The sequence below is a fragment of the Candidatus Borkfalkia ceftriaxoniphila genome (assembly GCF_004134775.1).
Classification (GTDB): domain Bacteria; phylum Bacillota; class Clostridia; order Christensenellales; family Borkfalkiaceae; genus Borkfalkia; species Borkfalkia ceftriaxoniphila.
The window spans coordinates 53,482-75,197 of the sequence record NZ_SDOZ01000003.1 but is presented as its reverse complement, the minus strand read 5'-3'; the positions used below and the strand labels follow the sequence as shown (position 1 = coordinate 75,197).

Annotated in this window: 24 protein-coding genes; 22 read left to right on the top strand and 2 right to left on the bottom strand. The window is 50.4% G+C overall.

Annotated elements, in window-relative coordinates:
- From rimO to ESZ91_RS08920, 19 genes are all read left to right on the top strand, one after another.
- Complete coding sequence (gene rimO / locus ESZ91_RS09005) at positions 1-1,323, top strand: 30S ribosomal protein S12 methylthiotransferase RimO (protein ID WP_129226443.1); 1,323 nt, start codon at positions 1-3, stop codon at positions 1,321-1,323.
- Positions 1,320-1,916: a CDP-diacylglycerol--glycerol-3-phosphate 3-phosphatidyltransferase gene (gene pgsA / locus ESZ91_RS09000; RefSeq protein ID WP_129226441.1), complete on the top strand. Its 597-nt coding sequence runs from the start codon at positions 1,320-1,322 to the stop codon at positions 1,914-1,916. Before rimO ends, pgsA begins: the two co-directional genes overlap by 4 nt.
- The gene (locus ESZ91_RS11735; protein WP_201270890.1) at positions 1,913-2,992 is read left to right on the top strand and encodes a CinA family protein; all 1,080 of its coding nucleotides are present in this window, start codon (positions 1,913-1,915) and stop codon (positions 2,990-2,992) included. The genes pgsA and ESZ91_RS11735 overlap by 4 nt, the downstream gene beginning before the upstream one ends.
- An 18-nt stretch (positions 2,993-3,010) precedes the next feature.
- Positions 3,011-4,045: a recombinase RecA gene (gene recA / locus ESZ91_RS08995; RefSeq protein WP_177814479.1), complete on the top strand. Its 1,035-nt coding sequence runs from the start codon at positions 3,011-3,013 to the stop codon at positions 4,043-4,045.
- A 6-nt stretch (positions 4,046-4,051) separates the two neighbouring features.
- The gene (locus tag ESZ91_RS08990; protein WP_129226439.1) at positions 4,052-5,959 is read left to right on the top strand and encodes an NAD(+) synthase; all 1,908 of its coding nucleotides are present in this window, start codon (positions 4,052-4,054) and stop codon (positions 5,957-5,959) included.
- Between the two features lie 189 nt (positions 5,960-6,148).
- Positions 6,149-7,762 carry a ribonuclease Y gene (gene rny, locus ESZ91_RS08985; RefSeq protein ID WP_129226437.1) on the top strand — a complete coding sequence of 538 codons (1,614 nt, stop codon included), beginning with the start codon at positions 6,149-6,151 and terminating at the stop codon, positions 7,760-7,762.
- A gap of 108 nt (positions 7,763-7,870) precedes the next feature.
- Positions 7,871-8,773, top strand: coding sequence for an ATPase, T2SS/T4P/T4SS family (locus tag ESZ91_RS08980; protein WP_129226435.1), 903 nt, complete (start codon positions 7,871-7,873; stop codon positions 8,771-8,773).
- Between the two features lies 1 nt (position 8,774).
- A complete protein-coding gene (locus ESZ91_RS08975; RefSeq protein WP_129226430.1) occupies positions 8,775-9,245 on the top strand; it encodes a stage III sporulation protein AB in 471 nt (156 codons plus the stop codon).
- A 9-nt stretch (positions 9,246-9,254) separates the two neighbouring features.
- A complete protein-coding gene (gene spoIIIAC, locus ESZ91_RS08970; protein ID WP_129226428.1) occupies positions 9,255-9,452 on the top strand; it encodes a stage III sporulation protein AC in 198 nt (65 codons plus the stop codon).
- Positions 9,453-9,455: 3 nt separating this feature from the next.
- Complete coding sequence (locus ESZ91_RS08965; protein ID WP_129226426.1) at positions 9,456-9,848, top strand: SpoIIIAC/SpoIIIAD family protein; 393 nt, start codon at positions 9,456-9,458, stop codon at positions 9,846-9,848.
- Positions 9,845-11,041 carry a stage III sporulation protein AE gene (locus ESZ91_RS08960; RefSeq protein ID WP_129226424.1) on the top strand — a complete coding sequence of 399 codons (1,197 nt, stop codon included), beginning with the start codon at positions 9,845-9,847 and terminating at the stop codon, positions 11,039-11,041. The genes ESZ91_RS08965 and ESZ91_RS08960 overlap by 4 nt, the downstream gene beginning before the upstream one ends.
- Positions 11,042-11,051: 10 nt before the next feature.
- On the top strand, positions 11,052-11,564 hold the full coding sequence (locus ESZ91_RS08955; protein WP_129226422.1) for a stage III sporulation protein AF: 513 nt from the start codon (positions 11,052-11,054) through the stop codon (positions 11,562-11,564).
- Positions 11,527-12,027 carry a hypothetical protein gene (locus tag ESZ91_RS08950; protein ID WP_129226420.1) on the top strand — a complete coding sequence of 167 codons (501 nt, stop codon included), beginning with the start codon at positions 11,527-11,529 and terminating at the stop codon, positions 12,025-12,027. The genes ESZ91_RS08955 and ESZ91_RS08950 overlap by 38 nt, the downstream gene beginning before the upstream one ends.
- 19 nt (positions 12,028-12,046) lie before the next feature.
- Positions 12,047-12,532, top strand: coding sequence for a SpoIIIAH-like family protein (locus tag ESZ91_RS08945; RefSeq protein ID WP_129226418.1), 486 nt, complete (start codon positions 12,047-12,049; stop codon positions 12,530-12,532).
- 70 nt (positions 12,533-12,602) lie between these two features.
- The gene (locus ESZ91_RS08940; RefSeq protein WP_161971117.1) at positions 12,603-12,941 is read left to right on the top strand and encodes an Asp23/Gls24 family envelope stress response protein; all 339 of its coding nucleotides are present in this window, start codon (positions 12,603-12,605) and stop codon (positions 12,939-12,941) included.
- Positions 12,942-13,012: 71 nt separating this feature from the next.
- Complete coding sequence (nusB, locus tag ESZ91_RS08935; RefSeq protein ID WP_129226414.1) at positions 13,013-13,417, top strand: transcription antitermination factor NusB; 405 nt, start codon at positions 13,013-13,015, stop codon at positions 13,415-13,417.
- Positions 13,418-13,420: 3 nt separating this feature from the next.
- A complete protein-coding gene (gene folD, locus ESZ91_RS08930; RefSeq protein ID WP_129226412.1) occupies positions 13,421-14,263 on the top strand; it encodes a bifunctional methylenetetrahydrofolate dehydrogenase/methenyltetrahydrofolate cyclohydrolase FolD in 843 nt (280 codons plus the stop codon).
- Between the two features lie 2 nt (positions 14,264-14,265).
- Complete coding sequence (locus ESZ91_RS08925; RefSeq protein WP_161971116.1) at positions 14,266-15,153, top strand: polyprenyl synthetase family protein; 888 nt, start codon at positions 14,266-14,268, stop codon at positions 15,151-15,153.
- Positions 15,150-15,914 (top strand): TlyA family RNA methyltransferase, encoded by a 765-nt coding sequence (locus ESZ91_RS08920; RefSeq protein WP_161971115.1) that lies wholly within the window; start codon positions 15,150-15,152, stop codon positions 15,912-15,914. The genes ESZ91_RS08925 and ESZ91_RS08920 overlap by 4 nt, the downstream gene beginning before the upstream one ends.
- Before the next feature lie 27 nt (positions 15,915-15,941).
- On the opposite strand, the gene ESZ91_RS08915 is transcribed toward ESZ91_RS08920, so the two are convergent.
- Positions 15,942-17,627: a PadR family transcriptional regulator gene (locus ESZ91_RS08915; RefSeq protein WP_129226406.1), complete on the bottom strand. Its 1,686-nt coding sequence runs from the start codon at positions 17,625-17,627 to the stop codon at positions 15,942-15,944.
- Positions 17,628-17,819: 192 nt separating this feature from the next.
- Here ESZ91_RS08915 and ESZ91_RS08910 point away from each other — a divergent pair, with 192 nt between their 5' ends.
- From ESZ91_RS08910 to ESZ91_RS08900, 3 genes are read left to right on the top strand one after another with little or no spacing between them, the layout of a single operon-like run.
- Complete coding sequence (locus ESZ91_RS08910) at positions 17,820-18,554, top strand: acyl-[acyl-carrier-protein] thioesterase (RefSeq protein WP_129226404.1); 735 nt, start codon at positions 17,820-17,822, stop codon at positions 18,552-18,554.
- Positions 18,547-19,191 (top strand): M48 family metallopeptidase, encoded by a 645-nt coding sequence (locus ESZ91_RS08905; RefSeq protein WP_129226402.1) that lies wholly within the window; start codon positions 18,547-18,549, stop codon positions 19,189-19,191. The genes ESZ91_RS08910 and ESZ91_RS08905 overlap by 8 nt, the downstream gene beginning before the upstream one ends.
- A 46-nt stretch (positions 19,192-19,237) precedes the next feature.
- Positions 19,238-19,795 (top strand): flavin reductase family protein, encoded by a 558-nt coding sequence (locus ESZ91_RS08900; RefSeq protein WP_129226400.1) that lies wholly within the window; start codon positions 19,238-19,240, stop codon positions 19,793-19,795.
- A gap of 90 nt (positions 19,796-19,885) precedes the next feature.
- On the opposite strand, the gene ESZ91_RS08895 is transcribed toward ESZ91_RS08900, so the two are convergent.
- Positions 19,886-21,499, bottom strand: a complete 1,614-nt coding sequence (locus tag ESZ91_RS08895) for a recombinase family protein (protein ID WP_129226398.1) — start codon at positions 21,497-21,499, stop codon at positions 19,886-19,888.
- Positions 21,500-21,716 lie beyond the last annotated feature (217 nt).

The window sequence follows — 21,716 nt, the reverse complement described above, 5'->3', positions numbered from 1 at the left end:
ATGTTAGAAAACAAAAAATTCGGGCTGATTTCTCTCGGCTGCGATAAAAACAGGGTGGATGCCGAGCGGCTTTTGGGCGAGATCAAGAGCCGCGGCTACGCCGTCACCGACGAGATGGAAGATGCAAATATCCTCATCGTAAATACCTGCGCTTTTTTGCAGTCTGCGCGCGAGGAAGCGCTCGACACCGTGCTGGAATGCAACGCGCTGCGCGGAAAAAATCTGGAAAAGATCGTCGTGAGCGGCTGTCTACCCGAAAAATATGTGGCAGAACTGTTCCCTGCGCTCACGGAGGCGGACGTTTTCCTGGGCTGTTCGGACAGCGACAAACTGTTGGAAAGCCTGGAACGCTCTTATTCCGAGGGGCGTATCAACGCGGTGGGGCAGGGGAAAGAGAGCGCCGCGGAGCGCGTTCTGACCACGCCCGCACACTATGCTTATCTGAAGATCGCGGACGGGTGCGACAACTTCTGTACCTACTGTCTGATCCCCAAGATCCGCGGCCGCTACCGTTCGGAGCCTATGGAAAAACTCGTCGAAGAGGCGCAGGGATTGGGTGACGTTTCCGAACTCATTTTAGTCGCGCAGGACACCACGCGCTACGGTACGGATCATGGCGAAAGCCGTTTCGTCGAGTTGATCCGAAAACTTTCCTCACTCGAAAATATCCGCAGTATCCGGCTTTTATACTGCTATCCCGATCAAATCGACGACGCGTTGATCGCCGAACTGAAAAATAATCCCAAACTCATCAAATATCTGGATATTCCCTTTCAGCACAGCGAGGATCGCATTCTGAAACTGATGAACCGCAAGGGGAGCCGCGAAGATTACCTTGCGCTTTTGAAAAAACTGCGCGAAAACGTGGAGGGCATTGCCGTCCGTTCGACTTTCATCGCGGGTTTTCCCACGGAAACGGAAGAGGAAGCGGCCGCGCTGGGTATGTTTTTGAAAGAGGCGAAATTGACCAACTGCGGCTTTTTCGCCTACTCGCGCGAACCCGATACGGCGGCGTACCGTTTAAAGGGGCAGATCCCTGCCCGCGTAAAACAGCGCCGCGTGAAAGAACTTTACGGCGTTCAGGCGGAAATATCGCGCGCGTTCTTACATACTTTGCTCGGAAAAAAACTGTCCGTCGTCTGCGACGGCATCGATTACGAACGAAAATGTTTCGTGGGACGGGCGTATTTCAGCGCGCCCGAGATCGACGGCAAAGTGTATTTCAACGCGCCCGAGGCAACGCAGGGCGAAACGTACGAAATTATCGTCACGGACTGCGGCGATTACGATCTATTTGGTCAAACGGAGGATTTTCAAGCATGAATTTACCCAATAAAATTACGATCAGCCGCATTTGCATGATTCCCGTATTCGGCGCGATCTTCTTTATCGATTTTTCCTACCATTATTTTGTGTCCGCGCTCGTCTTTATCGTCGCCGCGTGTACGGATTTCGTCGACGGGCATATCGCGCGCAAATACAATCTCGTCACCAATCTCGGAAAATTTCTCGATCCCATCGCGGATAAAGTGCTCGTTTCCACGGCGCTGATCTTTATTTTGGTCAAGCCCGAGATCCTCACCGTGCTGTGGGGGGGCTGGACGCTCGTCTTTGCGGGCGTGTGCGTCGCCGTGATTCTGGCGCGCGAGTTGATCGTCAGCGGATTCCGCATGGTAGCGGCGTCCACGGGACTGGTGCTCGCGGCGGATAAAGTCGGAAAATTGAAAACCACGTTTCAGGATATCGCCATCGCCATGCTGCTCGCGGGCGCGAATTTCTTCGGTATTGCGGCAGCGGGCGAGATCATCAATGCGATCGGTATCGTCTGCCTCGGCATCGCCACCGTTCTCACCATCTGGTCGGGCGTATCCTATATCGTGAAAAACAGGGCGGTTTTCAGTCAATCCGAATCATGAAAAACGCGTGTATCGTTTTAAGAAATATCAAAAATCCCTTTTACGGCGATGAATTCGAGCCGTGCGCGAGGGCTCTTTCGGAGGGGGGGTATTTTCTCGACAAGATTTTCATTCTGGGCGAGGACGAACCTTCCGCGTTCGCGCAGACGCTCATCGAGGCGAAAAACTTTTTCGATAACGTGTTTATCGTCATTCCCGAGCATATCTTTGCCGAAAGCAAGGTGCGCGTTTTCGAAGTGCTCAAAGCGAAACTCTGCGATGGGAACGCGATCTCGTTGGACGCGAAGACGGTTTTTTTAATGCACGCAGGCGAGCGCGGGGCGGCCGAGATCCGCTCGGAATACATCGATTTATTAGACGCGAAGTACTCTGTAAAACATGATAAAATGGTCGTCCGCACGGTCGGCGTGCCGCAGGACAGATTGCAGAACGTCCTGTCCGACTGCAAGCGTATCAGCGGAGAGAAACTTTTATACAACGTGTATCAGTGCGACGGGGAAATGCGTCTGGAACTTTTGTACGACAGCAATTCCCCGAAAATGCTCATCGACGACGTGATGCGCGTCGCCGTACAGGGGCTCAACGATTATATCTACGCGGTCGAAGATACGCCGCTCAACGAGCGCGTCTTCGAGATCCTGAAACTGAGGGGATTAAAACTCGGAATTGCCGAATCCTTTACGGGCGGTGGCGTCGCAAAAAAACTCATCGAAGTCCCCGGCGTGAGTTCCGTGCTTTTCGAAAGCGTGGTTGCCTACGACAATCTCGCCAAAGAAAAACGTCTGGGCGTGCAAAAATTCACGCTCATGCACCACGGCGCGGTTTCTGACGAAACGGCGTATGAAATGGCTGCGGGACTTCTGGCAGGCGGAAATTGCAACGTATCCGTTGCGACGACGGGCATCGCGGGGCCGAAATCGGATAATACGAACAAGCCTGTGGGACTGTGTTATATCGCAGTAGGGCGCAAAGAAAACGTGTTCGTATATAAATATATATTTCACGGCGATCGGGAACAAATCACCCGCCGCGCCGTCAATCAGGCACTGTTTCTGCTTTACAAGCAAATCAAATAAAAGGAAAAGAGGTCATCAATGAACAACGACAAACTGAAAGCGCTCGATCAGGTGCTTTTGCAGATCGAAAAGCACTACGGCAAAGGCGCCATCATGAAATTGGGCGACGCGGCGGGAAGCGTGGATATCGAAGTCATTCCCACGGGTTGTCTTTCGCTGGATATCGCGCTCGGTATCGGCGGGATACCCCGCGGCAGGATCGTGGAGATCTACGGCCCCGAATCTTCGGGTAAGACGACGGTCGCTCTGCACGCCATCGCGGAAACGCAGAAGGCGGGCGGAATCGCCGCGTTCGTGGACGCGGAACACGCGCTCGATCCCGTCTATGCAAAAAAACTCGGCGTGAACCTGGACGATTTGTACGTATCGCAGCCCGATACGGGCGAACAGGCTCTCGATATTGCCGATGCGCTCGTGCGCAGCGGCGCGGTGGATCTGATCGTCATCGACTCCGTGGCGGCGCTCACGCCCAAAGCGGAGATCGAAGGTGAAATGGGCGATTCGCACGTCGGCTTGCAGGCGCGCCTGATGTCGCAGGCCCTTCGCAAATTGACGGGATTTATCAATAAGAGCAACTGCTGCGTCATCTTCATCAACCAGTTGCGCGAAAAAGTCGGCGTCATGTTCGGCAACCCCGAAGTCACGCCCGGCGGCAAAGCATTGAAATTTTACGCGAGCGTGCGTATCGACGTGCGCAAAGCGGACGCCCTGAAAGACGCAGAGGGGATCATGGGCAATAAGACGCGCGCGAAAGTCGTGAAAAACAAACTTGCGCCTCCCTTCAAGACCGCGGAATTCGATATTCTGTACGGCGAGGGCATTTCGCAGGAAGGCTGCCTCATCGATCTGGGTACCGCGTGCGACGTGATCACAAAGAGCGGCGCATGGTTCTCTTATGAAGGGGAAAAAGTGGCGCAGGGCCGCGAAAAGATGCGCGATTATCTGAAAAACAATCCCGAAAAAGCGAAAGAGATCGAAAATAAGATCCGCGCGGTGTACAAGCCCGCGGAAGAAAAGGAAGAGGAGGAGCCCGAAGAGGCTCCCGAAGAATAAGGATTTATGGAATACGGATTTGTGAAAGTCGCCGCGGCTACGCCCGAGATCAGGGTTGCCGATGCGAAATACAACGCGGAGCAGATCATCCGCCTCATACGCGCCGCGGAAAGCGAGAACGTGCAACTGCTGGTCTTTCCCGAACTGTGCGTCACGGGCTACACCTGCGGCGAGTTGTTCTCGCAGAGCGTCCTCGTCGAGGGGGCGAAAGACGCGCTCAAAAAGATCGTAGACGCCACGGCGGGCACGAAAACGCTCGTCTTTGTCGGCGTGCCGTATCTCGCACACGGCGCGCTGTATAACTGCGCGGCGGCGATCAGCGGGGGCAGGCTGCTTGCGCTCGTTCCAAAGACGTATCTTCCGAATTACGCGGAGTTTTACGAACGCCGCAATTTTGTTTCCTTCGACGGCGCGATGCGCACCGTAGAGTGGGAAGGTCAAACCGTGCCCTTCGGCGCGCGGGTGGTGTTTCGTGCCGCCAACCAGAAGAATTTTACCGTTTCCGCCGAGATCTGCGAAGATCTGTGGGTTCCCGCGCCGCCATCGGTTTCGCACGCGCTTGCAGGCGCACATATCATCGTCAATCTTTCCGCCAGCAGCGAAACGGCGGGGAAAGCGGATTACAGGCGGTTGCTCGTCAAGGCGCAGTCTGCCAAAACCGTCTGCGGCTACGTATATGCGGATGCGGGCGAAGGGGAGAGCACGACCGACCTCGTCTTTTCCGGTCACGATCTCATCGTCGAGGATGGGGAAATTCTCGCCGAAAGCGCGCTGTTTCAAAGCGGACTGACGGTTTCGGAGATCGACGTGGATAAGATCTGTTTCGAACGCCGCCGCGTCAATACTTTTTCCGATTCGCGCGCGCCTTCCGATTATGTAGAGGTTTCTTTCGAAACGCTCACGGCGCCCGCGCCCTTGACCAGAAACATTTCCGCGCATCCTTTCCTTCCCGAAAAGAATGCGGACGAGCGCGCCGAATTGATCCTGTCCATGCAGGCGGCAGGGCTGAAAAAGCGCTTGAAACATACGAACAGCGCCACGGCAGTCATCGGCATCTCGGGCGGGCTGGACAGTTCTCTCGCCCTCCTCGTGACCGTGCGCGCTTTTCAGGCGCTCGGCAAAGATCCGAAAGATATCGTCGCCGTCACCATGCCGTGTTTCGGGACGACGGATAAAACGCTGCAAAATTCTCTGAAACTGATGGAAGCGCTCGGCGTGACCTCGCGCACCGTCCCCGTAAAGGACGCTGTTTTGCAGCATTTCAAAGATATTTCCCACGATGAAAACAATAAAAACACGGCGTACGAGAACGCGCAGGCGAGAATGCGCACTTTGGTGCTCATGGATATCGCAAACGATGCAAACGGCATCGTCATAGGGACGGGCGATCTGAGCGAACTGGCGCTCGGTTGGGCGACGTACAACGGCGACCATATGTCGATGTACGGCGTCAACGCGTCGGTTCCGAAAACGCTCGTAAGACATCTGATCGCCTACGAAGGAAAGCGGCTGGGCGGCGCTGCGGGGGCCGTGCTCGAAGATATTCTGCATACCGAGATCAGCCCCGAACTTCTTCCGCCCGAAGACGGCAAGATCGCGCAGAAGACGGAGGAGTTGGTCGGTCCTTACGAACTGCACGACTTTTATCTGTATCATGCCGTCCGCTGGGGCTTTCCGCCCGAAAAGGTGCTGTATCTCGCAAAGGCGGCGTTCAAAGAAAAATATTCCGACGATACGCTCCGGAAATGGCTGAAAAATTTTTACCGCCGTTTCTTCTCGCAGCAGTTCAAGCGTTCGTGCCTGCCCGACGGGGTAAAGATCGGTTCGGTGTCTCTGTCGCCGCGCGGGGATTGGCGCATGCCGTCGGACGCGGAGTCTCGGCTGTGGCTGGAAAAACTGGAAGAAAAACCTTAAAAAAAACGATCGGACCGGCGGGCGTGCGAAAAAAAGCGCGTCCGTCATTTTTTATTCGCTCCGAAACTGTTAATTTAAAAAATTACATTGACTTTTCTATGCGTTTCATGTATAATAAATGAGATATAAAATCACACATTTTAAAGCGTATTTGTATCATTTTTTTCATTTTAAATACAGGAGGCTTTTATGGTAACCAAAACGATAAGCTCCCTGTTTCTTGCCGGCACGGTTGAAATTACGGTCATTGCCGTACTCGCCGTCGCGGTTGTAGCAGTTGGTGTGCTTTGCTTTTTCCTCGGCCGCCGCATGTACAAGAATGCGACCGATAAAAAGTTGGGCGAAGTCAATCAAAGAATTTCAAAAATGCTCGAAGACGCCGAAGGCGAATGCAAAGCATTAAAAAAGGAAGCTATCTTAGAGGCGAAGGAACAGGACTTAAAACTACGCAACGAATTTGAACGTGACACAAAAGAAAAGAAAAACGAACTTCAAAAACTCGAACAGAGATTGATCCAGAAAGAGGACAACCTCGACAAAAAAGAGGACGCCCTGCAAAAGAAGAACGACGCACTCGAGCAGCAGCAGAAAAATCTCGTTCGCCAGGAAGGCGAAGTCAAAAAGATGCAGGAAAAGATCAATCATCAGCACGATCTGATGATTCAGGAACTGGAAAAAGTCGCCCAGCTCACAAAGGATGAGGCGAAGCGGCTTCTGACCGAAAACATTATGGACGAGACCCGTCACGACGTGGCTCTGCAAGTGCGCAACATCGAGCAGCAGGCCAAGGACGAGGCGGACACAAATGCGAAAAAAATCATCAGCCTCGCCATTCAGAAGTGCGCGAGCGACCACGCTTCGGAGATCACCGTATCCGTCGTACCTCTTCCCAACGACGATATGAAAGCGAGGATCATCGGCAGGGAAGGAAGAAATATCCGCGCGCTGGAAAACGCCACGGGTATCGAACTCATCATCGACGATACGCCCGAAGTCGTCATTCTTTCGGGCTTTGACCCCGTCCGCCGCGAAGTGGCGAGGATCTCTTTGGAAAAACTCATCGGCGACGGCAGGATCCATCCCGCCAGGATCGAAGAGACGGTGGAAAAGGTCAAAAAAGAAATGGACCAGCAGATCAAGGAAAACGGCGAGAGCGCCATGTTCGAAGTCGGTATTTTCGGTCTGCACCCCGAGATCATCAAACTTTTGGGGCGGCTCAAATACAGGACCAGTTACGGCCAGAACGTATATAAACATTCCATCGAAGTCGCGCAACTTGCGGGCATGATGGCGGCGGAACTGGGGCTGGACGTCAATCTTGCCAAACGGGCGGGACTTCTGCACGATATCGGAAAAGCGGTCGACCACGAACAGGAAGGCACGCACATTCAGATCGGCGCGGATATCGCCAAAAAATATAAAGAGAGCAATAACGTCATCAACGCGATACAGGCGCACCACGGCGACGTGGAGCCCAAGACCATCGAGGCGGTGTTGGTACAGGCAGCCGACGCGATCTCGGGCGCAAGGCCCGGCGCAAGGCGCGAAACGAGCACCAACTACGTCAAGCGTCTGGAACAACTCGAAGGCATCGCGTCGGGATTCAAAGGCGTGGATAAATGCTACGCGATTCAGGCGGGGCGCGAAGTGCGCGTCATCGTCAAACCCGAACAGATCGACGATGCGCAGACTCTCTTCCTCGCCAAGGATATCGCCAAGAAGATCGAGCAGGAACTCGAATATCCCGGGCAGATCAAAGTCAACGTCATCCGCGAATTCCGCAGCGTGGAGTTTGCAAAATAATTTTTGTTTCCGAAAGGGGACGGCAGGATATGCCGTCCCTTTTTTTATGCTTTCGCGTCATAGTCGCGCTTGTCCGCACATATAATAAGGCATTGAGGAGGACAAGTTATGTTGGATTTTTTAAATCAAAAATACATAGACGCGCTGTCCTATCTCAACGAAAAGTACTTGTACGAACTGCGTCTTCGGGCGGGCAAACCCGTCGTGGTCAACTATAAGGGGAAATATTCGTACCTGTGCGAAAGGGGGCTGAGCGAAACGGCGGCGGGTTCTCTGACCGCGGCGTGCGCGGAATTGGAAGAGATCGTCTTTCGCGCGAGCGAGTTTTCCGTGTATTCGGTCACGGAACAACTGCGGCAGGGATTTTTGACGGGAAACTTAGGCGAGCGGATCGGGCTTGCGGGCGCGTTTGTCTACGAGGACGGCAAAACTTTTACGGTCAAGGAGATCACTTCGCTCAATATCCGTATTCCGCACGAAGTGCTCGGCTGCGCGGATACCGTTTACGCCCGATGCTTGCAAAACGGCTTGCAAAATATTCTGCTGATCTCCGCGCCGGGGCGGGGCAAGACGACCATTCTGCGCGATCTTTCCAGGCAGATCTGCCAAAAACAGATCGTCAACGTGCTCATCAACGACGAGCGCAACGAGATCGCCGCCGCCTCGCGCGACTTTACGCTCGATACGGGGGCGTTCTGCGACGTGGTCCGCTATTCCTATAAACGGGACGCGTTGACCGCGGCGGTGCGCGCGATGCGTCCCGACGTGATCATTACCGACGAGATCGCGGGTGCCGAGGATATCGCGGCGGTCATCGACTGCGCGAGAAGCGGCGTGCACGTCATCGCAAGCGCGCATATGAAGGATATCGGCAGCCTCCGCTCTTCGGAGATTTTCAGATCGCTGCTGACGGAAGGCATATTCGAACGCTACGTCGCGTTGGATTTCGACGAGATCGGCAAAGTTGCGGCCATTTACGACGCGGCGCTGCAATGCGTGTATCGGGGCTGATATGCTGAAAATATTCTTATGCGTCGCGTTGGTGGCGCTGTGTTCCCTTGCGGGGTTCGCGCTCACGCGGAAATATAAACTTCGGAAAACTTTCATGTACGATCTGCACAACTTCAACGAGCGGTTCATCGGAGAGGTGAGTTATACGCGTATTCCGCTTTCGGCATTTTTCGATAAGTATGAATACGGAACGGATTTTACGGCCGTACTCGCGGAGATCAAAGCGAAGAATTTCAAGCCCGTCCGCATCGAATTTCCCTATCTGACAGAAACGGAAAAACGGCTCGCGCAGGATTATTTTTCCATGATAGGCAAAAGCGACGCAAAATCGCAGGGGAATTATCTGGGCGCCGTGCGCGCGGAACTGGAAAAGGAAAAGACGGATTCGGAGGCGGAATATAAAAAATATTTCGCGCTTTATACCAAGCTCGGCTTTTTGTTCGGGCTGATCGTAGCCATTTTACTCGTTTAGGAGGAAAGCATGGATATCAGTATCATTTTCAAATTAGCAGCGGTCGGTATCGTCATCACCATCGTGTGTCAGGTCCTGAAAAAATCGGAGAGGGAAGACATCGCAACGCTGGTCAGCCTCGCGGGGCTGATCATCGTCATGACCGTCGTCATCGGCATGGTGGCGGATTTATTCGATTCGATCAAAAGTATCTTCGATTTGTTCTGAGCCATGGAGTTGGCGAAAATCATCGGCGTCGGTCTGGTCACGGCAATTGCGGCGCTCATTTTAAAATCTTCCAAGCCCGAACTCGCTTTTGCCGTGACTATTGCGGGCGGCGTCATCATCCTCATTTTCGCGCTGGATATGCTCGGCGCGTCTTTGCGGATCTTTACGGACATTGCCGAAAAGACGGGCATAGACCAATCTCTCGTCAAGATTATTTTAAAGATCGTGGCGATCGGCTATCTGGTCGAGTTCAGTGCTGGCATCGTGGAAGATTTCGGCAGTAAAAGCATCGCGGACAAGCTGGTTCTGGCGGGAAAGATCATCATATTTACCGTTTCCATTCCCATCATTCAGAGCCTGATCACGCTTATCGGCAATATTTTGGAGCTGATATGAAGAAAAGAAGAAAACTCCGCCTGCTCGTCGTCGCCGTCCTTTTTATATTTCTGCTCTTGGCGTTTTCGCCCGTCGCGGCTTTTGCCGAAGATTCCGACAACGGCAGCGGACTAGCGGAGAGTATCGACGAACTTTTGGGAAAACTCGATTTGGAGGAACTGGAACAATACCTGAAAACGCTGACCGACGAAGAAAAAGATTTTTTCGGAAAGGGTTCAATCACAGATAAAATTTCTTCCATCGTCAGCGGCGATTTCCGCATGGATTACGACAGTTTTTTAGCGGCGATCGGCGGTCTCGTTTTCGGCGGCGTGAAAGATATGCTCCCGGTGTTCGCCGTCATCTGCGCGATCGCGATCCTGTGCGGTCTGCTGCATATGTTTCAATCGTCGTTCATGAGCGCGGGAACCTCCAAACTGATTTATTTCGTCGGCTATGCCGCCATACTCGTATTGATTCTCACCTCGATGATCGACGTCGTGGGCGACTGTTACGGCGCTGTCCGATCGATGCAGAAACAGATGCAGGCAGTCTTTCCGATTCTTTTGACGCTCATCGCGACGAGCGGGGGGAGTGTTTCCGTAGCGGTATATCAGCCCGCTGTCGTGTTTTTGAGCGAGATCATCGTCAATATCATCTCTACTGTGGTGCTTCCCGTCGCTGTCATGCTCGTCGTTATCTGCATGGTGGGAAACATGAGCGAGGAAATAAAACTCAACAACTTTGCCGCTCTCTTCAAGAGTATCAACAAATGGGTTTTGGGCATTTCTCTTACCGCCTTTACGGTCTTTCTGACGGTGCAGGGCATTACCTCGGCAACGTACGACGGGCTGTCGTTTAAAGCCGCCAAATATGCCATCAGCAATTCCGTGCCGATCATCGGCGGTTTTTTGAGCGGCGGTTTCGATCTGATGATCGCGGGCAGCGTCCTCATCAAAAACGCGCTCGGCTCATGCAGTTTGCTGCTGCTCGTGTCCGCGATTTTGGTACCGTTCGTGCAGTTGGTCGTTTTCAGTCTCTTTCTGAAACTGACCGCCGCAGTCACGGAACCCGTCGGAGACGGCAAGATCAGCGGCTTTCTGACCTCGCTCTCCGGCACGGTCAACTATTTCATCGCGGGCATTCTGGCGGTCGCGTTCATGTACTTCATTACGCTGCTGCTATTGATCTGTTCGTCCAACACACTCTTTTGAGGAAACAATCGTGAGCGCATATATATTGAGTATCTGCGGCGCGGTCATTCTGTCGGCGCTCGTCACCATCATCATGCCCGAGGGGAAGATCGGAAAATTCATCAACGGAGTCCTGAAAATACTATGCGTGTTTATCATGCTCGTTCCCTTGGTAAATTGGGTTTCGGATCTGAAATTCGAAGGGAAAGGGGAAGGGAATGAAACCGAGGTTTCTCTGGATGAAGATTACCTCGATTACTTTTTCGGGAAACAGGCGGAGAGTTTATCGGAGGAACTGAAAAAGATTGTCGAAAAAGAGTTTTCCATAAAGGTTTTGATCGTAACCGATTGGGAATGCGCGGATTATGCGTTTTCGGTGCGAAAAGTTCAAATAAATATAAAAGATTTCGGAATGAACGGAAATGACGAGCATATAATGATTATAGAGCAACTCCGAACGCGGGTTTCCGAGATCGCAAAAATCGATAAGGAGGCCGTAACGGTGTATGAAGGAACAGGAAACGAAGAAAGGACTGCTGGCTAAATTACAATCGGGTAAACTTTTGGAAGTACTCGTGATCTTAATTCTTGCGATCATTGTCATAATTATCCTTTATAATGCATTTTATAAAGACAAAGAGGATGTGAGCGCGAGCGGAAAGGGAGATTACGCCACGGAGCAGGAAGCGAAACTCGTTTCCGTGCTCTCCAAACTCGACGGCGTGGGCAAAGTGCAGGTAATGATCAGCCTTGCCGACGAGGGCGAAACGGTGATCGCTTACGAAACCGTGCAAAAAGCGGACGGCACGATCGTCACGACGCCCGTGCTCGTAAACGGCGAGGTGGTCGTTCTGGAAAAGCGGCCGCCCGAGATTGCGGGGGTACTGATCGTGGCGGAAGGCGCGGAAAATCTGGCGGTCAGGTTCAACCTGATCGACGCCGCGGCATCCGTTTTAAATATCAACAAAAGCATAATCAAGGTATACGAAAACGGCAGCGGAAAATAAAATAAAGGAGTATTGAAAAATGTCGAGAACGAAGAAAATCATTATCATGTCAGGACTTGTGCTGTTGCTCGCCGTAACGGCGGTGTTCAATTTCGTGCTTGCGGGCGCGACCGAGAACATTGACGGCGACGGAGTGACCACTGCGAATTATTTCGCGACCTACAGAACGGAACGGGTGACCAAGCGCAACGAAGAACTCTTGCAGTTGGATGCCATTCTCGCCTCCGCCGAAGCGGAGAGCACCGCCTATACCGAGGCGATGGCGATGAAACTGAAGATCGTTGAGATCATGGAAAAAGAACTTTTGCTCGAAACGTACATCAAAGCGCAGGGGTATGACGACGCGGTCGTTTCCATCGGTATGGATTCCGACAACGTGAACGTGTTTGTGGACGCGAACGAACTCAAATACGAGGACTTCTTATCCATCTATACGGTGCTGACGGAAGAAGCAGGCTGCAATCCCGCGAACGTAAATATTATGCCGATAAATTCGGAAAGTTAATAAAAATTACTATCTAAAACTTGAAAAATATGTTATAATGTACATAAGAATTCCTTGGAGTAAAGAAAAAATGGCGTTTTTTAAACGAGTTCCCTCCGACGGACAAAAGGGTAAAGTTTCTTATAATTCCGGTATCGTGAGCGGCATCGTGCAACTTGCCGTCGCGGAAGTGGAGGGCGTGGCTCTTCCCGCCAATAAAAAAAGGTGGCTCAAACTGTATTTCGAAAAAGACGGTATCATCGCCGAGATCTCCGTTTCGGTCGATTACGGATACAACGTGCCCGACGTCGCTTTCAAGATACAGCAGACGGTCAAACACAACGTCGAGGCGATGACCGAATACAAAGTTTCCAAGGTCAACGTACACGTTGTGGGCGTCGAGTTTTCGGAAGAACATTTTTCGGAATAAAACTGAACAAAAATTCGTATTTCCCCTTAAAGTTTTTAAGGGGAAATATTGGCTTGTAAAAGGAATACGTTATGAGAACCAACGCAAGAGAATGTGCGTACAAAATTATTTTTGCCAATTTGTTTCATCCCGCGGACGACGCAACGAAACGCAGCGTCTATAAAGCGAACGAACTTTCCGAAGAGGACGCCGCCTTTGCCGACAAACTCGTGGACGAAGTGTCGGCGCATCTGACGGAACTTTGCGAGATCATCGATAAATACGCGATCGGCTTTTCGAACGAGCGTATGTTTCCCGCGGACAAGAGCGCGTTGCTTTTAGCGCTCGCGGAGATCAATTATGTGGAAGACGTGCCCGATATCGTGGCCGTGGACGAGGCGGTAGGGCTTTCCAAGCGCTATTCGACCGAAAAGAGCACGGGCTTTATCAACGGCATTCTTGCCGCCTACCTTGCAAACGAAAAGAAAGGAAATTAAGGTATGACGAAAATCATGGACGGAAAAGCGCTCGCCGCAAAACTGCGCGCCGAGTTAAAGGAAAAGGTCGCCGCTCTTAAAGAAGGCGGGAAAGAGATCGGGCTTGCCGTCGTCCTCATCGGGGACGATCAGGCGTCTAAGGTCTATGTCCGAAACAAGATCAAAGGCTGTGAAGAAGTGGGGATCCGCTCGTATTCTTTCAATCTTCCCGCTTCCGCCTCGCAGCGTGATGCGGAAAATTTAGTGAAAGAGTTGGTCGCCTCAGATAATATCCACGGCATTCTGGTGCAGTTGCCTCTCCCTTCGCATCTCGACGAACAGGCTATTTTAAAACTGATCCCGCCCGCCAAAGACGTGGACGGTTTCTGTGCGCAGAACGTGGGCAATCTTGCCATGAACCGCGAGACCATCGTCGCATGCACGCCCTTCGGCGTCATGAAACTTTTAGAGGAGTACGGCGTCGATCCCCGCGGCAAGAACGCGGTCGTTCTCGGCCGCTCCAATATCGTGGGAAAACCCATGGCGATGCTGCTTTTGAACGCGGACGCGACGGTGACCGTCTGCCACAGCAAGACGAAGAATCTGAAAGAAGTATGCGCGGGTGCGGATATTTTGGTCGTTGCCATCGGTAGAGCGAAATTCGTTACCGCGGATATGGTCAAAGAGGGCGCCGTTGTCGTAGACGTGGGCATGGACCGCGACGAAAACGGAAAACTCTGCGGCGACGTGGATTTCGAAAGCGTGAAGGACAAGGTTTCCATGATCACGCCCGTGCCGGGCGGCGTGGGACCGATGACGATCACCATGCTATTGTATAACACGTATATTACTGCAATGAGAGGTTGAGTTTGGAAAACCAATTTGAAGAGCGGCTGCGTTTCTTCGTCGATGAATTCGAAAAAATTTTAAACGAATATCTGGGCGGACTGCAATTGAAACCCGACGTTTTAAATGAAAGCGTGCGTTACAGTTTACAGGTCGGCGGCAAGCGCGTCCGGCCCGCGCTCATGTTCGCGTCCGCGCAGATGCTGGGTGGAAAGATCGCAGATGTGTCGAACTTTGCGCTCGCGTTGGAACTGATCCATACCTATTCGCTGATACACGACGATCTGCCCGCCATGGACAACGACGATTTCCGCCGCGGAAAGCCGTCCAATCATAAGGTGTACGGGGAAGGGCAGGCGATCCTTGCGGGCGACGCGCTTTTGAACGAGGCGTACCGCATTTGCTTTTCGGAATGCGGCAAGGGAAAATCGTATATCGCGGCGGCGCGCCTGATCTGCGAAAATGCAGGCGTGACGGGCATGATCGCGGGACAAGCCGCAGATCTCTATTATCAGGGAAAAGAGGGCGTCAACGATCAAATTCTGACTTTCATCATGCAGAATAAGACGGCGAAAATGCTCACTTCCGCGGTGGTCGTTCCCGCCGAAGTGTACGGTGTCGACGAAAATCTCATCGCGATCTTAAAAGAATTCGGCAAAAATCTCGGCATTTTGTTCCAGATCACCGACGATATACTAGACGTGACGGGCGATTTCGAAAAAATGGGGAAGACGCTCGGCAAGGATGCGGATGACGGCAAACTCTCCGCCGTATCCCTGTACGGCATGGAGGCGAGCCGCGAAAAGGCGGACTACCATTTCGGGCTGTGCCTGAAACTGTTGGACGAACTGCCTTACGAATGTACGTTCCTTTCCGAACTGACCCGCTTTGTCCGCGAGCGGAATTTATGATCATGAGACTGGATAAATATTTAAGCGAGGGCGCTTTCTCTTCCCGCACAAAGGCTGCGCGGGCAATCGAAAGGGGCCTCGTTCTTTTAAACGGAAAAACCGCAAAACCTTCCGACGAGGTGAAATCGTCCGACGTCGTCACCGTATTGGAATCGAAAGAAAACTATGTTTCGGAAGGCGGTTTCAAGTTGGCGAAAGCCTTTTCCGAGTTCGGCTCGGACGTTCGCGGAAAAGTTTTTGCGGATATCGGCGCGAGTACGGGCGGGTTTACCGACGTGTTGCTGCGAAACGGCGCGCGGCGCGTGTTTGCCGTGGACGTGGGCGAATGTCAGCTCGATGAGAAACTCGCCGCCGATCCGCGCGTTGCGGTAATGGACGGCGTAAACGCGCGTGGGTTGCAAAAGAATAGTTTTTCGGAAGCGCTCGACGGGATCGTTACGGATATCAGTTTTATTTCGCTGACCTACGTACTGCCCGTATTTTCGGAAATTCTCGGCGAGGGCGGGTGCGTATATGCGCTCGTTAAACCGCAATTCGAATGCGGCCCCGCGGCTTTGGATAAGCACGGCATCGTCAAGGATGCGAAACGGCGCCGCGCGGCGATCGGTAAAATTTACGACTGCGCGCTGTCCTGCGGATTGGCTCCTTTACAAATTTGCACGGCTCCCGAACACGAACGCAAAAACAAAGAATTCGTGATGTTTTTGCGAAAAGGCGCAACGCCTTGCAAAAAGGAAAAAATACTATCCATCGAAAAATAAAGAGCACGGCAAGCCGTGCTCTTTTCGTTATTGTTTATTTCTGTTGTAGTTATAAAAGATCGCGAACAGCGGAATATTGAAAGCAAAAACGCAAGGGAAGATCGCGTATTTGAGAATATCCGTGAACGTAGGCGAAATTTCGTTGTAGACGATGATGAGATATGCGATCAGGCATATGATGAGAACGAGGTTCGCAAAGAGGATCAGGCTTGCGGAAACGTAGGATTTCGCCTGCGTCTTGCGGCTGTTTCTGCCGTAGCCTTTTAAATAGAGGAACATGAACACGCCCAGCATGACGAAACTCGCTACAAACGGCAGAACGACGTATGCCGCGTTTGTTTTCAAAACTCCTTTCAAACAGATGGATACGATGGATTCGATGATCGCGATAATAAAAACGTACAGCGCGGTCGTAAACAGTACTTTTCCCTTGTCGTAAGTATTGCCTACCGTCTTTACCTGCGTTCTCGTGCGCGAACTGTTTGCGGTGTTGACCTTGAGCCCGTCGTTCTCCGCCTTTTCGCGGACATCGTAGAACTCGATGGTACTCGCCGTATTCGCGGCGGGCGCGTCGTAAACGGGGTTTTGAGGCTGTACGGGCGGCTCTGCGGCGGCAGGGCGCGCGTTTTGGAACATGGTCTGCTGCGGCTCGTAAGCGGGCTGAGCGGCGCTCTCGGCAACGCGCTCTTCGAAATACGATTCGTCGTACTCGCTTTCGTCGGGATAGCGCTGAGTGTTGTCGTACAATTTCGCGAGTAACTGTTTGTAGTTGCGCTCGGCGGGCGACTTGTTGGAATATAAAAGTTCGCTGGCGATCGCGTTGTTTTCAAGATACGTCGCGTCCTGTTCGGGCGTCTGCGGCGCCGTGTAGGCTGTTTCGTTTGTCGGCAGGTCGGCTGGATTTTCGGGCGCGGCCTCTTCGCTTGCCGCGCCGCTTTGACGCTGTTGCTCGAAACGCTGTTGCTGCGTCATGTGCGAATAGTAATACGCGGTCGCGTCGTTTTCTTCGCCCATCAGTAATTTGTAATTCTCGTGGATGCGCTGCTTCTCTTCCTCCGATAGGGGAGAGGGCTCGTCCGCAGGCGGTTCGCTCTGCGCCGCGTTCTGTTCGCGCATGAATTCGTTCACGTCGGAATCGTTCAAGGTTCTCGGCTCGTCCGCGGGTTCGGGTTCGATTGCTTTTTCCGCAGAAAACGGCTCGTCTTTCGCCTTTTCCGTAAAATCAAAACTGAGATCGATATCTTCTTCGTCTTCGCCTTTTACGCCGCGTACGCGCGTGGTCGATTTTTTCAGTAAATTGAAGTCAACGGCGGCAGGGGCGGGTTTATTGAAGTCGAATTCCCGCTCGGAGATCAGGTTATCGATGACCGTTCTCGAATATTCCCATTCGGCGAGGTTGTGTTCGGCGACGATTTTACCCTTTTCGGTCAACTGAAAATATTTGCGTCTGCCGCCGTTGGATACGCCGCCCCAATAAGAAGTTACGAAGTCCTGTGTTTCCAGCCGTTTGAGCGCGCTGTACAGAGTGGGCTGTTTCAGCGTATATTGCCCCTTGCTCTTTTCTTCGATTTCATTGATGATTTCATAACCGTATTTGTCCCCGTCGTAGAGGGTACGCAAGATAATCGTATTGATGTGCCCGCGGATCAGATCGCTGCTGATGGAAGCGGATTCGTTATTTTCTTTTTCTTTATCATTCGAGTCAAAATCCATTTATCTCAACCTCCTGTTGGCAGTATTATACAATATATGGCGGATTTTGTCAATATATTAAGTAATATGTCTGATATAATTTAAAGGATGGCAACGAGATGGGGAAAAAGAAAGTCTGTGCAAGTTATAGACTTTTTCTTCGTTTTGGTGTAAAATAATGGAGAGAAAAAGAGGAGTGCAAAACCGATATCCATGTCTTACGAAAAATACGAATGCGAGCATAAACTCGTTACTTCCGACACCGACTTTAAACAAGAATTAAAGCCCTCCGCAATCTTGAATTTTTTTCAGGAAACGGCGGGGATCAATAGCAGTTTGCTGGGAGTCGGCTATCCCGACCTGCGCCCGCGAGGGCTTTTTTGGGTGTTATCCAAAATTTATGTGGAATTGACCGAGCCGGTGTATTACGGCGATACGGTGCAGATTGCGACCTGGCCGCACGAGCCAAATAAAGCCATTTTCGAGCGCAGTTTTCTGGTGTGTAAAAATAACGAACCGCGCGTGCGCGCGCTTTCGCGTTGGTGTCTGTTGGACTCTGTAACGGGGCGGATCGCGCCCGCTTCCGCCATCAATCAGAAAACGGAGCGATTCATTGAAGAACGCGCAGTGGATTTTTGCGATTGGCGAATTCCTTTCGTTGAGGACAAAATCGAACCTTCGTTTACGCTGAAAATCGCGCATTCCGAATATGATTTGAATTATCACGTCAACAATATCAAATATGCCGATTATGTATTCAACTGTTTTTCCATCGAAGAACTGACTGCGCGGCGCGTAAAAAGTTTTCAGATCAACTACGTAAAACAGACGCATGAAAAGGACGTTTTGAATTTTTATCGGGATCAGATCTCGAAGGATGTCTTTATCGTAGAAGGCGTAAAAAACGGTGAAGAATCGGTGATTTCGGCAAGGGTGTGTTTTGCTTGATTTTGAATACACTGTAATGCGCTCGTCCAGACGTTCTCTCGGGATTACCGTTCGCGACGGAAGGGTGATCGTCCGCGTGCCGATGCGTTTTTCAAACGAGAGCCTTTGTCGGTTTTTAGGCGAACACAGCGACTGGATACAAAAGAAACTTGCCGAGCAGGAGCAATCGCGTCAACGCTTTGCTTCGGTAAAGGAATATCGAACGGTTTTAATTTGCGGCACCGAAAAGAAATTGTTGCTCGGCGCGGCGAAAAATTCCGAAAGCACCGATACTGTCTGCTTAAAAGAGATTGCTTATCTTCGTAAATGGCTGGAAAAGAATTATTCCTCCTGCATCGAGGAAGACGTTTACCGTCTGGGAAAGAAGATCGGAGTTATGCCTGAAGACCTGCAAGTGCGGGATTTTAAAGCGAAGTGGGGCAGTTGCGATTCCCGCGGCCTGATCAAAATAAATTGGCGCATCCTGTTTTTGCGCCCGCCGCTACGTGAATATATTTTGGTACACGAACTCTGTCACTTAAAGTTTCTCAACCATTCGGCTGACTTTTGGGCGGAAGTGGAACAGTTTTGCCCTTCATACCGCAAATTGAGGAAAGAGTTAAAAGATATGGCATTTTTGACGGAATTATATAGATAATTTCAATATGAATAGTACTATGTGTGACATAAACGGAGGTAAAGGTATGAAAATCAATGTTAAACCCTCTACGGATCTGGCACCCGTATCGGTGGTTATGGTGTCCTGCGGAGATATGGAAGCATCGGATATCGTTACGATTGCCTGGACGGGTACGGTGAATTCCGAGCCGCCGATGCTTTCGATTTCCGTGCGCCCCAGCCGCTATTCTTATGAATTGATCAGAAAGACGGGTGAGTTTGTCGTCAATCTGGTTACGAAAGAGTTGCTGCCCGTGTGCGACGGGTGCGGCGTAGTGTCGGGGCGATTGGTGGACAAATTCGATAAGTTTTCTTTGACGAAAGAGGCGTGCGAAAAAGTGCGCGCTCCCCGGATCGCGGAAAGTCCCGTTGCTTTGGAATGTGTCGTGAAAAATACGGTCGAACTGGGGACGCACGTCATGTTTGTAGCGGAGATCGTCAATGTCGCGGTTTCCGAAAAATATGTATCCGATAATAAGCGTCTGTTTATTCCCGACGGTGATTTGGTCGCTTACGTGCAAAATCGTTATGTGGCGACAGGGAAAACTTTGGGAACCTACGGTTTTTCTGTCAAAAAAGAGTAGCTGCGGGGTGCGCAAAAAAGAGAGGCGGAAAGGGTGTCACCATTAGGGAAACAGGCGTAGGCGAAAAACTTACGCCTGTTTTCTTGTCTTTTACGGCAACTCTATTTCGCCTACGTGGGTTAAAAATATTGTTACTGTTCTTTTGAATCCGTTTTCAGTTTTTACCTTTTCGGAAACAATAATTTTGTCTATTAACAACCTTACTATTTCGGGAGTAAGTTTATTTATCCTTCCCGTTTTGACGACAACCGAAACGAAATTATTTATATTGTCGTTTATCTCGTCGTAGCGTTCTATTTCGCACTTACTGTTTGCTATTGTTTCTTTTAATGTAAACTGCTCTTGTTCATATGTTTCAGCCATCAAGATGAACCGCTCTTCCGAAATCTTTCCTAAAACCTTATCTTCATAAAGACTTTGAATTACTTTATTCAGAGTCCTTATTCTGTTTTCGGCTTCGGATACCTGTTTCACTTTCTTTGCGATTTCTTTTTTTGAAAGCATTCGAGAGTGTTCGATAGCAACATCAATAAACTCTTTTTCGTGGTCGATAACAAAATCCGAAACTCTTTTCAAATAACTCAAAACAATTTTTTCAATTGCTTCTACCGTTATATGGTGAGAAGAACAGGTTGATTTCTTCTGTTTGCGATAAGACGAACAGTTAAAATATTCTTTTTGCTTCATTGTAGAACAACGACAAAGATACATTTTCTTTCCGCAGTCAGCGCAATATACCATACCCGAAAACACATTCATTTCACCCATCGGGGTAGGCCTGCGCCTCCCTTCGCGAATTTTTTGAACCGTTTCGTATGTTTGCTTATCCACGATTGCCTCTTGCGTTCCTTCAAAGGTAACCCATTTCGATGGATCGTTCCACAATTTCTTTTTGTTCTTGTAGGATTTTTTAGTCGTGCGAAAATTTACTGTACATCCCGTATAATGTGGGTTGCTAAGAATATTTTTTATTGTGTCAGAACACCACAGTTCCGGTGTAGCAGATTTGGCGGGATGTTTTATTCCGAGTTTATCATAGTGGCAAATGGGCGTTTCAACTTTTCTTTCGTTAAGAATACGTGCAATCTGAGTTGGTCCAAATCCTTGCATACAAAGATTAAAGATTTCCTTTACTGTTTTTGCCGCTTCTTCGTCAACAATCCATTTATCCTTGTCATTCGGATCTTTTATATACCCAAAAGGCGGAACGGTGCAAAGATGTTTTCCTGAATTGCCTTTTGAACGGAAAACGGCACGTATCTTCTTACTTGTGTCTTTTGCATACCATTCGTTGATAATATTACGAAATGGCGTAAAATCGTTATCAACTTGACTGTTGCTATCCACCCCGTCGTTGATGGCAATAAATCTAACTTCGGCTTCCGGAAACGTGATTTCTGTATATACGCCGACTTTCAGATAATCTCTTCCGAGTCTTGACATATCTTTTACGATTATTGTCCCGACTTCTCCGTTTTCGACTTTTTGCATTAGGCGTTGAAAATCCGGTCTTTTGAAATTCGTGCCTGAATAACCATCATCAACAAACGTTTCAATATTACGAAATTTATGTTCTTTCGCATACTTCATTAGTATTTCTTTTTGATGTACTATGCTGTTACTATCACCTTCTTGTTCGTCATCGCGGCTTAATCTGCAATATAATGCCGTGATTTTTTCTTGAATATTATTTTGTGTTCTCATAGTTTACTCCTTCTGAGAACACTCTGCAAGTTCGTTATATTTAACCGACAGCATATCTTCTACATAGGCTTCTATTATCCTTTTTGTGATATCAAAGATATTTGTCTTGGCGGTTACGCTTGGTTTGACAACGACAGTATAAACCGTGTTGCCGATTTTCTTATCATATACTATTTCTTTAATCGTGTTTTCCGTAATTTAATCTCCTTAGATCTTA

Bases quoted from the DNA above. Each gene is read 5' to 3' on its own strand.
- rimO (WP_129226443.1), top strand. From the start codon at position 1: ATGTTAGAAAACAAAAAATTCGGGCTGATTTCTCTCGGCTGCGATAAA.
- pgsA (WP_129226441.1), top strand. From the start codon at position 1,320: ATGAATTTACCCAATAAAATTACGATCAGCCGCATTTGCATGATTCCC.
- ESZ91_RS11735 (WP_201270890.1), top strand. From the start codon at position 1,913: ATGAAAAACGCGTGTATCGTTTTAAGAAATATCAAAAATCCCTTTTAC.
- recA (WP_177814479.1), top strand. From the start codon at position 3,011: ATGAACAACGACAAACTGAAAGCGCTCGATCAGGTGCTTTTGCAGATC.
- ESZ91_RS08990 (WP_129226439.1), top strand. From the start codon at position 4,052: ATGGAATACGGATTTGTGAAAGTCGCCGCGGCTACGCCCGAGATCAGG.
- rny (WP_129226437.1), top strand. From the start codon at position 6,149: ATGGTAACCAAAACGATAAGCTCCCTGTTTCTTGCCGGCACGGTTGAA.
- ESZ91_RS08980 (WP_129226435.1), top strand. From the start codon at position 7,871: ATGTTGGATTTTTTAAATCAAAAATACATAGACGCGCTGTCCTATCTC.
- ESZ91_RS08975 (WP_129226430.1), top strand. From the start codon at position 8,775: ATGCTGAAAATATTCTTATGCGTCGCGTTGGTGGCGCTGTGTTCCCTT.
- spoIIIAC (WP_129226428.1), top strand. From the start codon at position 9,255: ATGGATATCAGTATCATTTTCAAATTAGCAGCGGTCGGTATCGTCATC.
- ESZ91_RS08965 (WP_129226426.1), top strand. From the start codon at position 9,456: ATGGAGTTGGCGAAAATCATCGGCGTCGGTCTGGTCACGGCAATTGCG.
- ESZ91_RS08960 (WP_129226424.1), top strand. From the start codon at position 9,845: ATGAAGAAAAGAAGAAAACTCCGCCTGCTCGTCGTCGCCGTCCTTTTT.
- ESZ91_RS08950 (WP_129226420.1), top strand. From the start codon at position 11,527: ATGAAGGAACAGGAAACGAAGAAAGGACTGCTGGCTAAATTACAATCG.
- ESZ91_RS08945 (WP_129226418.1), top strand. From the start codon at position 12,047: ATGTCGAGAACGAAGAAAATCATTATCATGTCAGGACTTGTGCTGTTG.
- ESZ91_RS08940 (WP_161971117.1), top strand. From the start codon at position 12,603: ATGGCGTTTTTTAAACGAGTTCCCTCCGACGGACAAAAGGGTAAAGTT.
- nusB (WP_129226414.1), top strand. From the start codon at position 13,013: ATGAGAACCAACGCAAGAGAATGTGCGTACAAAATTATTTTTGCCAAT.
- folD (WP_129226412.1), top strand. From the start codon at position 13,421: ATGACGAAAATCATGGACGGAAAAGCGCTCGCCGCAAAACTGCGCGCC.
- ESZ91_RS08920 (WP_161971115.1), top strand. From the start codon at position 15,150: ATGATCATGAGACTGGATAAATATTTAAGCGAGGGCGCTTTCTCTTCC.
- ESZ91_RS08915 (WP_129226406.1), bottom strand. From the start codon at position 17,627: ATGGATTTTGACTCGAATGATAAAGAAAAAGAAAATAACGAATCCGCT.
- ESZ91_RS08910 (WP_129226404.1), top strand. From the start codon at position 17,820: ATGTCTTACGAAAAATACGAATGCGAGCATAAACTCGTTACTTCCGAC.
- ESZ91_RS08900 (WP_129226400.1), top strand. From the start codon at position 19,238: ATGAAAATCAATGTTAAACCCTCTACGGATCTGGCACCCGTATCGGTG.
- ESZ91_RS08895 (WP_129226398.1), bottom strand. From the start codon at position 21,499: ATGAGAACACAAAATAATATTCAAGAAAAAATCACGGCATTATATTGC.